Here is a 13219-nt window from a genome sequence, read left to right as displayed (position 1 = left end):
GTGTATAATATGGTGCGAGAGTACGTTGATCTATTTTCTTTTAATAAATTGGAAATTGCTGATGCGTCATTTTTTTTGGATAAGCAGAAAGACCCTATTACGCGCATTGATACGCTTTCTATCCGCCAAAGTGACTGGTTTGTCCAGCGAGTAACTATTGTGCTACAAAATTTTCTTATCGATTCTTCAGCCCTTCAAGAGAAAGATCGCTTACTATTTACCAAAAATATTCAAGTGAAGCTGGGTGACTACCGCTTCGTACTGCCCGATAGTAGCTACGCGGTAGTTGCGGATACCTTAGCGTTTTCTACCCAGAACCAAGCACTCTCGTTTCATGAGCTGGAACTTACGCCATTGCGAGCGCAAGATTCTGCCCAGTGGTATTCAATAGCAGTTCCATTGTTGGAGGTAACTAATGTAGACATATTGGAAATCTACCGCAAAAAGACAATTTCGGTGGATACGCTATTGTTGAAATTTCCCCGAGTAAAAGGTTATTCGCGAGCAAAAGATTCTTTGGAAAAGAGACCTGAACGATCATTTTCACATTTATCGAAGCTGCGCCCCGATACGTTATATTCCCTTATCAGTAATCAGTGGAAGCGAATTGGTATTAACGAGTTTATCCTTACCAATGGGCAAATGCAGCTCTTTAAAGTAGATACTGATACGGTTTCGTGGTTAGATGTGCCTCAGTATTCGCTATCTTTTAATGACTTTCAACTTGACTCTACGGTGAATCAGAGAAAAGTAGATTCGCTGAGCTATGTGTTACCGATGGATAGTATTGAGGGGCAGGGGAGTGATATTCGCATCTGGTTTGCCGATTTTCAGCACTATTTTACCGTAGATCAGTTTAATATTCAAACCAACCGACAGGCTCGTTATGCTTGCAATCTGATTTTTGATTCGGCGCGAGTACAACCTCGAGTAGACTCATTAGCCCTTTTCTTAACTGACTCTCAGCCTCCCCAATTAGGGTACGACATTCGGACTTCCCAAGTGAAAATTTTCGGTATTGATCTGGAGAATCTGTCTTTCACCAAATTTGCCGATATTGATAGCATCCGAGTAAGCCAACCCAAAGTGGCAATCGCCAATTTCTCCGATACGCCCTTCGGAAATCTACCTCGGCAAAGAGCACCAGCCGCTACCGAAACCTCGGATATTACCATCAAGCAGATTTTCTACAATTGGAGTCACGCCCGTCTCAATCTGTATCCGGTGGTGGCTCCCAACCGTACCGATGCCTGGCTAGAGCAGATGCTAGTAAAAACCCTGAACCTAGACAGTGGCCACATTGAGATTATGAAGCTAAACAATCAGAAAGATGATTTTATCAAAATAGCGAACGTAGATAATTTTCAAGGTTACTACGAAAATGTAAGTATTGGCAACGAGGCCCACCCTCTCATTGCTATTGACGACGTGCTACGATATTCCGACCGGGTAGCTGTATTTGCCGATGAAGTAGATATGATGCTGGAAGGAAGCTGGTTTCAGTTTCCCTATAATCGTACTAGTGCCGTGTCGGGAGGTTGGCTGGAGGCAGAAGAGGTATCTTTATCAACGCTTACGGCTAAAGGTTACGTGCAAAAAGTAAAGTTCTGGCCTAATCAATCGGCAACCCGATTTTCGCCCAGTCAGATGGAACAAATGGAGATACCCTATTTTGCCATTGAGGGTATTAATTTTGGCGAATTATACAACCTTCAAGTCGCCAACCTAGATCAGATTTCACTTATATCACCTACTATTAAATTGAAAGTAGGATCGGGCCGAAAAGATCGGAAAAGCGATTTTTCTATGCCTGAACTATATCTGCAAGTAGCGCCCTACCTTGATCAACTAGCGGTTAATAAGTTGGAAATTCAGCAAGCAGATATTACCCTTCAATCGGATAACGATACTCCTGAAGTCCGATTTTCAACTACTTCGTTAGATATAAGTATTATTGATTTCCTCTTAGATAAAGTAACCACCGTAATACCTGAACGCCCCTTCTACGCCCGAGAAGCACGGATAGCGATGGGTAGCTTCAATTTTAGTTTACCGGTAGATGATGAAGAAGAGTATTTTACCGCCGAACGCTTTTTATACTCTTCCTACTCAGATAAGCTCACTATTGATAACCTGCTTTTGGTAGAGGATAGCCTAGATGCGCTGGATAATGCTACTGATCTAGAAGTAACTCAACTAGCTCTGCATCGCATGAACTTTTTTCGCTACTTCACCGAAAACGAAATGGAAGTAGAGAAGGTAATTGTGCGTCGTCCCAATATATCTATTGTAACTAAGAAAGGACAAGCCAAGCGTTCAAATAAATCAGGACGAATACTACAGGCTGGAATATACCCTAAAATTAAATCGGTAACGAAAGGGATTTATGTTAACCAGCTTTCGGTAGAGGAAGGAAGGTTCTCCTACTTGCAAACTGATTCGGATACGCTGCACCATATTCAGGCTGATACATTAACGTTAAGTGCCTATCAGTTAGCGATAGATTCAGTAAGTCAGCAGCAACAGGCTAAGATGCTTTTCGCCGATAAAGTTGATTTTGATATCCACATTAGTAATTACCTGTTACGTCTGCCTAAGGCCTATCAGAGTATTCAAGCGAAAGAAATCGTATTATCCAATCAGGATGAAAGAACATCAGTAGTCAATTTAGACATAAAACCCTACGGTTTTTCAGCAAACACCCTGACTAATTATCCGCAGCGGAATTTAGTTTCACTATCTACTCCTTCATTGCAGATTGTTGATTTTGATGTGGAGAGAATGTTCAATCAGTCCGAACTAGATATAGAGCGAGTCAATATTATGAATCCGGCTATTGAAGTTTACCAATTCGGTAGCGACTCATTGGCAAGTAGCAGCTCATTACCCGCTTGGTCGGAGATCAGCTCTCCCTATCTCGAAGCTTACAATATTGATAATATCAACTTTACCAATGGTACGGTAAACGTCTATCAAAATCAATATGATGACCGGCCTGCGTTTGGAGCAGAACGTATTGATCTCAGCTTAATTGGAGTGCAAATTGACAGTCTGACGTATCACCAGTTCATTACAGAACCTTCGCTTTCTGATCAGAATATTACCCAGAAATTACTCTTAGCCGATGATTTACTTGTTCGCATTCATGACTACCAATTAGCACTTAGCGATACATTATACACCGCAAAAGCCGAACAGATTAGTCTATCTACGAAGAACCCCGAAATTAAAATTAGTGGATTTACGCTGGAACCCCGTGTACCTCGTTATCTCTACAAAGATGCTTTTCCCTTTCAGAAGACTCGGGTAGCCACTCAGATTGAAACTATTCGTCTAAGAGATATTGATTTTGAAGAGTTAATCAAGCAACGCCATTTTCATGCTCATTCTTTAGTGTTAGATAATATGCAGATTGACGCATTTAAGGATGCTCGAGTGCCTCGCAACGATAGCCGAACCTTGCCTATGCATCAGGAAATGCTGCTTGATCTGGGTTTTTTACTAACGCTAGACACCATTCAAGTAACTAACGGATTTATTAATTATGCTGAACGCGTACCTGATTCCAATCAGGACGGAATTATTACGTTTGAGCAGTTCAGTGCCCTTCTGACCAATGCAACAAATCATCCGGATCGGTTGAAGGACAGTGTAGTTTTCACCATGACCGCCGAAACCCAAGTAATGGGACAGGGCAACCTAAGGGTTGTCTTTAAATTTCCGATGGCCGATCAGGAAATGAGCTTTACCGTAAACGGATTGTTAGATTCCATGGATCTGAAAGCTATTAATCCCATATTAGAACACTCAGCCTTTGTTCATATTCGGGAAGGACAAGCCAATAGTATGCGCTTTTATATGCAAGGTAATCGCGATCAGGCACTAGGTGAGTTACGATTCAATTATAATGATCTGAACATATTGCTGGTTGATAAAGACAAAGGCCGCCCCGGGTTGGATGAGCGGGTCGGTTCGCTAATTGCCAATGCCTTTGTGGTGAAAGCAGATAACCCTAAGGCGGTTTTTTTCCGAGTAGGGGAGGTGGAGCACAAACGTGATCCTAGTCGCTCTGTTTTTAGCTACTGGTGGCAAAGTTTGCTCAGTGGTATTAAATCGAGCATTGGGATGCAGCCCGTGGCAGAGCGGGTTCGGGAAGAAGCCATGATTGAGTAAAGATACGTTGCGTTCGGTAGAAGTAATAAACTCGGAAATAGGCGATGCAAACAGAACAAATTAAAAAGTGCTCATTGAACAGTAAACTAAAAAATGAGTAAGCAAGATATACGGTGGTTGCAACGACTAGAAAATCTCGAAAAAGCTTACGCTCGTTTTCGGAAGGCAGTGGATGCTCACGAAGCCGAACCTAAAAATGATCTAATTCAAATGGCGTTGGTACAGGCGTTTGAGTTTACTTTCGAGCTGAGCTGGAAAACAGTAAAAGATTATCTGGCGTACAACGGTATTCAAAAGTTGACTCTGCCTCGCGACATTATTAAAGAAGGCTTTGCTCACCGAATTATTGAAGACGGACAACAGTGGATTGATATGATGATGGACCGCAACCTGATGGCGCATACCTACAGCGAAGAGAAAGCCCGGCAAGCCGTGCAGCATATTACCAAACGCTATCAATACGGGCTAGCTCAGGTATACAGCTTTTTGCAAAATAAAAAGGAAAAAGTATGAAGTTTGGACTGCCGAATGCCACCTACCAACTATTGCAAAACTACTTCCGGCAGCAATCTGCCGTAGAAAAAGTAATTATTTACGGTTCGCGAGCGATGGGCACACAAGAACCGGCCTCGGATATTGACTTGGCATTAGTAGTGAATGAAGATGATGCTACCGAAGCCTTTTTCCTCATTGCCCAGATTAAGACCGAACTAGAAGAGCTACCCACGCCTTACCGCTTCAACGTAATCAATCTTGGTACTCTGAAGCACGACGGGTTACGCGATCACATTGCGCGAGTAGGAAAAGTGTTTTATGAATGGGACAGGAAGGCTTCGTTAAAAAAATAGAAATTTGAGTAGATAAGTCACCACCATTCTTTCTTTATTTTTTCGGCGTTAATCCCTTTTTATCAGCAATTTTTAGCATATACGCGTAGGCTTCTTCCCGCTCGTTACGAATTTTTCCGTCTAGCACCGCTTCTCGTAGCGCGCTTTTAATTTCGCCCACTACGCGAGAAGGTTTGAGATTAAACGTTGTCATAATATCTTCGCCGGTAATCACGGGTTGAAAGTTTCGCAGATGATCTTTCTCTTCTACTAATTGCATCTTTTGCTCCACCCGATCAAAGTTTTGTAGGTACCGTTTCACCCGACTGTGGTTTTTAGAGGTAATATCGGCTCGGCACAGTTTCATCAACGCCTCAATGCTATCTCCAGCTTCGTAGAGCAACCGACGGATAGCCGAATCGGTAACTTCTTTCTTTACCAGAGCAATAGGGCGAAGGTGGAGCCGAACCAGCTTTTGCACAAACTTCATCTTTTGGTCCAACGGCAGTTTAAGCCTGCGGAAAATATGCGGCACCATGCGGGCACCCCGGTCTTCATGACCATGAAACGTCCAACCCGCTTTGGGATGAAACCGTTTGGTGGGAGGTTTGGCAATATCGTGTAAGATAGCCGCCCAACGCAACCACAAGTCATCCGATACCTGGCTTACATTATCCAGCACTTGCAGTGTATGATAAAAATTATCTTTGTGCGACTTACCTTCAATAGTCTCTACTCCCTGGAGGGCTACCATTTCGGGAAAAAACTGGTGAAGGAGCTGACTGTGAAATAAAAGTTTAAAACCGTAGGACGGCGGAGAAGATAAAATGATTTTATTTAGCTCGGTAGTAATTCGCTCCTGCGACACAATTTGAAGCCGTTCGGCGTGGTCAATCAGCGCATCGAAAGTTTTGGGGGCAATATCAAACCCAAGTTGAGAAGCGAAACGAACTGCCCGCATCATTCGTAGTGGATCATCTGAAAACGTGATCGCTGGATCAAGCGGGGTCTTAATCATCTTGCGCTTGAGGTCTTTCACCCCATCAAACGGATCGATCAATTCACCGAAACTATCATTGTTCAGGCTAATAGCCATTGCATTAATGGTGAAGTCCCGCCGGTTCTGATCGTCCTGTAACGTGCCGTTCTCCACGATAGGTTTGCGAGAGTCGCGTTGGTACGATTCTTTGCGGGCCCCAACGAACTCTAGCTCATAATCTTCACGCTTCACCATGGCGGTACCAAAGTTTTTGAATATCGCTACCTCGGTTGTATGACCCTCTTGTGTCTTCAGATTCTCGGCAACTTTTTTTGCTAAAGAAATTCCATCACCTACGCACACAAAGTCAATATCTTTAGAAGAGCGCTTTAACAGTAGATCGCGTACGTAGCCACCCACTACGTAGGTTTCCCGTTGCATCTGATGAGCAGTTTGCGCCACCAGCGAAAATATGGGGTTACTATGTAGTGTATCCTTCAGATTCATAGCTGCAAAAGTAACAACTCGCCAAGGAAATAATAATTTATGAGAAGCTAGATTTCTAGGAGATCGTGCGAGTGGCAGAAATGTATTAGATTTATAAAATGAAATTATGGCTGATAATACTCGGGTGGGGACTTTTGCTTCCAGCATACGCTCAAAATGCTTGGCAGGGTTTTAAGCTAGATTCGGTGCAATCGCCGGTAGACGAAAAATGGCAGGCTTTTTACTACTGGAAAGCTCAAAAGCCAAATCAACCACTGGTGGTTGTGCTACATACCTGGAGCGGAAACTACACTCAAACCAACAATAGTCTGGCTAACCAAACCAAAGCCAAAGGCTGGAACTATATTCACCCCAATTTTCGTGGCCCCAATAATCATCCTGAAGCCTGCGGTAGCAAACTAGTGATTACCGATATTGATCAAGCGATTGACTGGACGTTGGAAAATCTACCCGTGAACCCAGATAGTATTTTTGTGCTGGGTGCCAGTGGGGGCGGTTACGCTACGCTGGTTACATACATGAAATCTCGCCATCGTATTCGCAGCTTCCATGCCTACGTACCCATCAGCGATCTGGCTGCTTGGTACGAAGAATCGTTAGTTAGAAATTCTCGCTACGCCCGGAATATTTTGGATTGTACTGCTTCTGAAGATAGTACGCTAAACATCGATGAAGCCAAACGCCGTTCTCCCTTGTACTGGGAAACGCCTTGGAGCCAACGTAAGAATGCCACGTTGCATCTGTACGCTGGAGTGCACGATGGCTACACCGGTTCGGTACCGATCACTCAATCGATTAATTTCTATAATAAAGTACTACACGATGCGAGAGTGCCCGATTCAACCGCACTAGTAAGTGATAAAACTATTATCCGGCTGCTAACCCAGCAACGAGGAAATGTAACCAATCAGCTTATCGGTGATCGGAAAGTGCATTTGCAGAAGAGCTGGCAGAATATATCACTGACTATTTTTGAGGGTGGTCACGAATTGCTGGAGAATGTTGCGTTGGAAATGCTGTAGCTGCTAAAATTTCCGTAACTTGTTCTCAATAAAGTTGCCAAAATGAGTTCGAGAACTGATCACCTTGGTGATACGCAAACAAAACCTATGTTTCTGCAAAAGCTGGCAGAAGTGGTGGAAGCTAATATGCAGAATGATCAGTTCGGGGTAGAGGCGTTGGCTGAGCAGATGAACATGAGCCGCTCGAACCTGCACCGCAAACTAAAACAAGCTTCCGGGCAAACCGCTACTCAGTTTATCCGCGAACATCGGCTTCATCGGGCAATGGAGTTGCTAAAGCAGGATGACTGTCCCATTGCAGAAGTGGCCTACGCAGTAGGGTTTAATAGTGCTAGCTACTTTACCACCTGTTTTACCGAGTACTACGGCTATCCGCCGGGGGAGGCCAGGAATAAATTACTTGAAATTCCCCTACTCGACAGTTCCCTGGACCATCAGACTGGCGAAAAGCAGCATAAAACCCAAAGGATTGGCAAGATTGTCATTGGTGGCCTCCTTGTTCTGGGGCTGTTTATCAGCTTCTTTTTGTATCAGCAGTGGATAAACGGTTCCGATGGCCAGGACGTAATCAATACACCCTCCGACAAGTCTATTGCCATTTTGCCCTTTAGAAACCTAAACCTGGGTGAAGAAAATTTGTATCTGAGCGAAGGGGTGATGAATGCGATCAGTAGGGATTTGTCCAAAATGGGCGATCTGAAAGTGATCTCCCGTACATCTACCGAAAGGTACAAAGCTAGTGGTCAGTCTGCCAAACAAATTGCAGCGACGCTAGGGGTGTCCAATCTTTTGGAAGGCAGTATCCAACGCTACGATAACACGGTGCGGATCGAAGTGCAATTGATCGATGCCCGGACCGAGCATCAGCTATGGGCAGAAAACTACGACCGCGAACTCAAAGACCTGTTGAAGATACAAAGTGAGATCGCGGAAAAAGTGGCCCTGGCCCTAAAAACCACCTTATCCCCCCAGGAAAAGGCGGTGCTTAGCCAAACCATGACCGACAATGCCGAGGCGTATGATCTGTATCTGAAGGGTGTTTATGAACACCAAACCTATACTACGGAAGGCAATCATCGTTCGCTGAAGTATTTCCAACGAGCACTCGCCCTGGATTCTAATTTTGCGTTGGCCCACGCCGGGATGGCCATCAGCTACATTGCCCGGGCTGCTATTTTCGGTGCTGAATTAAGTGCGCTGGAGGGGTTAAGCTTGGCCAAGCCTTTTTTAGATCAGGCAATAGCCCTTGATCCGACACTGGTTGAGGCCCGTGCCTTCAATGCTTTTTACCTACTCTACCATAATTGGGACTTTGAAGGGGCCGAGCAAGAATACCGGAAAGCGGTGGTGACCAACTATCCCGAAGCCCTGGCACTATACGCTGACTTTCTAAACTTTACGCGAAGGCACGAAGAAGCACTCTTTTTGTCGCGTAAATTAGATAAAACCGCTCCTTATTATCCTAATAGTCGGATGATACTATCCCTTTATTACGCCGGGCATTACGATGAGGCGACTGCATTCGCCGAATCACGGGCAAAAATGTTCACTAATTACTTTACATTGGATAGCTACGGCTTCTTGATGCTCAATACTAGTAAATACCTAAAAGCCATTGAATTATTCCACCAGGTGATGGATATCGAGGGGATTCGATATCCCCGCATGCTAGGCTGGATGGGAGCGGCCTATGCCCGATCTGGCCAAACTGAAACGGCCCAAGAAATTATTGATGAACTAGAGGCTAGGCTAGTAATAACAGATGCTGGCTCGGTCCGCTTCTTCATCGCTGTCATCTACACCGCCCTGAACGACAAGACTTCCGCACTCCATTGGCTACAAGCGGCTTATGAGCAACACGAAATGGAAATGCCCTGGCTGATTAGCGAACCTCAGTTTTATCCCTTGCACGAAGAGCCTGCCTTTCGGGAGTTAGTGGATAAGGTGGGGTTTTCTAATATTGACCAAGAATAGAGATGGTAACCAAAGATAATTCATCCAACGGATTGCAGAAAAACCCAACTGACCAAAAGCTGGTAGAGAAGTTAGAGGAAGAAATTGAAGCCAATCTTCAGAATGAACAATTCAACGTAGAAGAACTGGCTGGGCTGATGAACATGAGCCGTTCCCATCTGCACCGCAAACTGAAGAAGGCTACCGGACAATCGGCCAATCAGTTCATTCGGGAATATCGATTACAGAAAGGTATGGAATTGCTGAAACTGGAGGATATGACGGTTTCGGAAGTCGCATTCAAGGTTGGGTTTGGGAGCCATAGCTACTTTAGTACCTGCTTTACCGAGCACTACGGCTACCCGCCGGGAGAAGCGAAATTCAGGGCGACTGAAACTGATGCGATGCCTAACCCTCAGACGAAAGGCAATTCCCATCGCTTTAAACTACCTACCAAGCTACTGGCCCTAGTCGGATTGGTAGCGTTGGGATTACTCATTGTTTTCTCATTGGTTAAATGGCAATCAGCCGATCCGGAAAGCGAAGGGGTTCCGAAAGCGAATGATCAGTCGGTAGCGGTGCTGCCATTGAAGAACCTGAATGTAGACCAGGAGTACGAGTACTTTAGCGAAGGAGTGGTACAGGCCATCAACCGGCACTTGTCTCAGCTAGGTAACCTGAAGGTGATTTCCCTAACTTCTACCGATCGCTACCGGGAAACTGATCTGTCCGCTCAGCAGATAGGAGAAGAATTAAAGGTAGCCAACCTGCTGGAAGGAAGCATCCAACGACAGGAGAATACGATAAGGATTGAAGTACGGCTCATTGAAACTTCCAGTGGGCGGCAAATCTGGGCTGAGAAATATGATCGGGAATGGGAAAAAATTCTTAAAACCCAGACTGAGATTGCTAAAAATGTAACCCTGGCCTTAAAATCCACATTATCCTCGGAAGAGAAAGCAGTGTTAGGTCAGAAAATGACAGACAATGTCGAAGCTTATGATCTCTATCTAAAAGGTGGGTATGAAAGCAAAACGTTCACCAGGATTGGCATTCAGCGTGGAATGGAATACTATGAGCAGGCGATTACCCTGGATACTGGTTTCGCGCTGGCTTATACAGGATTAGCTGCAAATTACATGTTAAAGGCGAGTATATTTGGTGCTGAATTAAGTGCATTGGATGGTATGGCATTGGCTAAACCCCTGCTTAACAAAGCTCTGGCACTTGATCCGGACCTCACCGAGGCGCATTACTGGATGGGATATTATTTACTTTTCAATCATTGGGATTTTGAAGGTGCTGAGCAAGAATATAAAAAGGCTATTGTCAATAACAATCCAGATGCATTGTTTTTATATGCTGATCTTTTGCAATTCTCAGCAAGACACGAGGAAGCACTTACCATCGCCCAGAGATTAAATGAGACCAATCCATTTTATCCTAACAGCAAGATGGCGGTATCTCTCTACTACCTGGAACAATACGATGAGGCGGAAGATATAGCCCAGTCACGCATGAGGTTATTTAATGACTACCTCACCATTGACAACTATGGCTTTCTAATGTTAAACACTGGAAACTATCAAAAAGCCATCTCATTATTCCAAAAGGCAGTAGCATTAGAAGGGGTCAGGTATCCCCGCATGCTGGGCTGGATGGGTGCTACGTATGCCCACTCAGGCGAGCGGAAAAAAGCCTTGGAACTTATAGAAGAACTGAAAGCAAAAATTTCTGTCAATGATGCCGGTTCAATCCGTTTTTTTATCGCCGTGGTTTATGCCGCCTTAGGCGAAAAACCAGCAGCATTACAATGGCTGCAAGCAGCCTACGCTGAACACGAAATGGAAATGCCCTGGCTGATTAGCGAACCTCAGTTTTACAATCTTCACGCTGAGCCGGAGTTTCAGCAATTGGCAAAAGCTATCGGATTTCCCGCTTATTCGCTGCAGTAGGCCACTTTTGCAACATAGTTTAAAGCCTTTAGCGTAAAATTGAAAGAAACTGACACACTGTCAATACCACTCAACCCACGGTTTTTTTAATTTTACAAGAAACAATCGGTCGTTTAACTACGGCAACACAATCATCATTATGAAACCAACCATGGAAGAATCTCCGCCAACCAGCCTTAGTTTTCAGGGCAGTCAACGGGTAAAACTCATCCGGGATTATACCTTTATGTACTCCGAACTGGATATTTCCGTACCCGGAACGTTAGAAATTACCTTTCCTCGGATTGGCTATCTGGTGCTGTACGTGATGAGCGGCGATACTTTTGTTCAACGCTTTCTTAATTACCATCAATCCCCGAGTTTACTTAACCGCTTCTACATTAATGGTTTGTTTTCGGAGGGGTCTTTGGCTATTCAGCAAAGTGGAACGGGTGGCGGCTACGCCGTGAAGGTGCATCCGGTGATTGGGTATCACCTACTCAAGGTTCCACTATCTGAACTTACCAACCGCCAACTACTACTGAGCGAAGTGCTGGATAGAGAAGGCAGACTGCTCCGAGAGCTGGAAGCGGACTTACTACTGCACCCCTTTGACAATGCGTTTTTCCAGCAGTTTTTTGAAAAAATTCTACCCGACAAATCAACCTACCGTAACGACCCTATTTACCACGCTGTGAATACGATCATTGAACAGAGGGGGCGAGTGGCGGTAGCTGAATTAAGTCAAGAATACTGTATGAGCGAGCGTACGCTCCGTCGGCAATTTCTACTCAAGGTTGGTCTATCTCCTCAGGCCTACGCCAAAATCTGGCAGTTGCAACACGTGATGGAATTACTGATGGGCAATCCCCAGGATAGCTTAGAAGAGATCGCCTACGATGCCGGGTACTACGACGTTGCTCACCTATCACGCGACTTTCGGAATAAAGTATCGTTTACCCCTTCCCAGCTTGACCAACATCGCAATGGCTTAAACGAACACTATCTTACGGTACCTTCATCTTTCAAATAATGTCCGATCTGTACAGTAAGAATAAGTGGTGTTAGGATTATCTTTCCGTAATAAATCACTAATAGTGAATCTAACCAACCTAAAACTCATGAAAATCAACCAAGAAGACATTCCGGTAGCGATGCAAAATGACGGTACTATTATGCGCAACCTTGCGGGGTACGGGGGCATGACGGTAGCCTACAATGAGCTTCCGGCGGGTACTGATTTTACACCACTGTTGAAAGGCCTACAGAATGACAGTTGCCACTGTCCGCATTGGGGCTATATTGTGGAAGGAACTATGCGAGTGATCTATGACGATGGTTCAGAAGAAGTACTCCGAGCCGGTGATGTCTTTTATATGCCGCCCGGCCACACGGCTATTGTTGAGGAAAACCTGAAGATGATCGACTTCAGCCCTTCCCAAGAGCTTGAAGAAGTACTTGGGCATGTAGGGAAAATGATGGCGGAGTTAGGGTAAGTAAACTATTATAAAGACAAAAAGCATTTAGTTCGGCAGACGAGGGTTCAAGATAAAGGCTAAAGTGCAATCTATCAACGCAATTAATGATACTGGACATGCTCTTACAATGTTATAGGCAACTAACCATTAAAACAACTTAATGTGAAGCAGACCTTCATCTTTAAAAAAATATCGGTGACTATTGAAGGGGCTGAACACCAATAGTAGGAAGGGAAAGTAGCGAATAGGCTACCGACCCTGCTAAAGTATATACAAGTACATATCCTAAATTCTCTCTCTTCCCAGAGCGACTGGGGGTGGTATGGGTATCGGCAAGAAGTAAAAA

9 protein-coding genes are annotated in these 13219 nt (G+C 44.6%); 8 read left to right on the top strand and 1 reads right to left on the bottom strand.

The annotated features are described in order from the left end of the window. Nucleotides 1-9 precede the first annotated feature (9 nt). From WBA23_RS13535 to WBA23_RS13525, 3 genes are all read left to right on the top strand, one after another. Nucleotides 10-4173 carry a hypothetical protein gene (locus tag WBA23_RS13535; RefSeq protein ID WP_424582811.1) on the top strand — a complete coding sequence of 1388 codons (4164 nt, stop codon included), beginning with the start codon at nucleotides 10-12 and terminating at the stop codon, nucleotides 4171-4173. A gap of 93 nt (nucleotides 4174-4266) precedes the next feature. Beyond that, a complete protein-coding gene (locus WBA23_RS13530; protein ID WP_424582810.1) occupies nucleotides 4267-4686 on the top strand; it encodes a nucleotidyltransferase substrate binding protein in 420 nt (139 codons plus the stop codon). Further along, nucleotides 4683-5021, top strand: a complete 339-nt coding sequence (locus WBA23_RS13525; protein WP_424582809.1) for a nucleotidyltransferase domain-containing protein — start codon at nucleotides 4683-4685, stop codon at nucleotides 5019-5021. Before WBA23_RS13530 ends, WBA23_RS13525 begins: the two co-directional genes overlap by 4 nt. 34 nt (nucleotides 5022-5055) lie before the next feature. Here WBA23_RS13525 and WBA23_RS13520 read toward each other — a convergent pair whose 3' ends face one another. After that, nucleotides 5056-6486: a CCA tRNA nucleotidyltransferase gene (locus tag WBA23_RS13520; RefSeq protein ID WP_424582808.1), complete on the bottom strand. Its 1431-nt coding sequence runs from the start codon at nucleotides 6484-6486 to the stop codon at nucleotides 5056-5058. Nucleotides 6487-6584: 98 nt separating this feature from the next. On the opposite strand from WBA23_RS13520, the gene WBA23_RS13515 reads away from it, so the two are divergent. From WBA23_RS13515 to WBA23_RS13495, 5 genes are all read left to right on the top strand, one after another. Continuing rightward, entirely contained in the window at nucleotides 6585-7508 is a 924-nt protein-coding gene (locus tag WBA23_RS13515; protein ID WP_424582807.1) for an alpha/beta hydrolase family protein, read from the top strand. A gap of 87 nt (nucleotides 7509-7595) precedes the next feature. Beyond that, nucleotides 7596-9482: a helix-turn-helix domain-containing protein gene (locus WBA23_RS13510; protein WP_424582806.1), complete on the top strand. Its 1887-nt coding sequence runs from the start codon at nucleotides 7596-7598 to the stop codon at nucleotides 9480-9482. A gap of 2 nt (nucleotides 9483-9484) precedes the next feature. Next, nucleotides 9485-11416, top strand: coding sequence for a helix-turn-helix domain-containing protein (locus WBA23_RS13505; RefSeq protein ID WP_424582805.1), 1932 nt, complete (start codon nucleotides 9485-9487; stop codon nucleotides 11414-11416). Nucleotides 11417-11567: 151 nt separating this feature from the next. Continuing rightward, nucleotides 11568-12428 (top strand): helix-turn-helix domain-containing protein, encoded by an 861-nt coding sequence (locus WBA23_RS13500; RefSeq protein ID WP_424582804.1) that lies wholly within the window; start codon nucleotides 11568-11570, stop codon nucleotides 12426-12428. 88 nt (nucleotides 12429-12516) lie between these two features. Continuing rightward, a complete protein-coding gene (locus WBA23_RS13495; RefSeq protein WP_424582803.1) occupies nucleotides 12517-12891 on the top strand; it encodes a cupin domain-containing protein in 375 nt (124 codons plus the stop codon). Nucleotides 12892-13219: the final 328 nt, after the last annotated feature.

Origin of the sequence: Tunicatimonas sp., from assembly GCF_049647865.1 — a bacterium.
Classification (GTDB): Bacteria; Bacteroidota; Bacteroidia; order Cytophagales; family Cyclobacteriaceae; genus Tunicatimonas.
The sequence above is the reverse complement of the archived record's forward strand: the minus strand, read 5'-3'. Positions and strand labels throughout refer to the sequence as shown.

Bases quoted from the DNA above. Each gene is read 5' to 3' on its own strand.
- WBA23_RS13510 (WP_424582806.1), top strand. From the start codon at position 7,596: ATGTTTCTGCAAAAGCTGGCAGAAGTGGTGGAAGCTAATATGCAGAAT.
- WBA23_RS13495 (WP_424582803.1), top strand. From the start codon at position 12,517: ATGAAAATCAACCAAGAAGACATTCCGGTAGCGATGCAAAATGACGGT.
- WBA23_RS13525 (WP_424582809.1), top strand. From the start codon at position 4,683: ATGAAGTTTGGACTGCCGAATGCCACCTACCAACTATTGCAAAACTAC.
- WBA23_RS13530 (WP_424582810.1), top strand. From the start codon at position 4,267: ATGAGTAAGCAAGATATACGGTGGTTGCAACGACTAGAAAATCTCGAA.
- WBA23_RS13515 (WP_424582807.1), top strand. From the start codon at position 6,585: ATGAAATTATGGCTGATAATACTCGGGTGGGGACTTTTGCTTCCAGCA.
- WBA23_RS13500 (WP_424582804.1), top strand. From the start codon at position 11,568: ATGGAAGAATCTCCGCCAACCAGCCTTAGTTTTCAGGGCAGTCAACGG.
- WBA23_RS13535 (WP_424582811.1), top strand. From the start codon at position 10: ATGGTGCGAGAGTACGTTGATCTATTTTCTTTTAATAAATTGGAAATT.
- WBA23_RS13520 (WP_424582808.1), bottom strand. From the start codon at position 6,486: ATGAATCTGAAGGATACACTACATAGTAACCCCATATTTTCGCTGGTG.
- WBA23_RS13505 (WP_424582805.1), top strand. From the start codon at position 9,485: ATGGTAACCAAAGATAATTCATCCAACGGATTGCAGAAAAACCCAACT.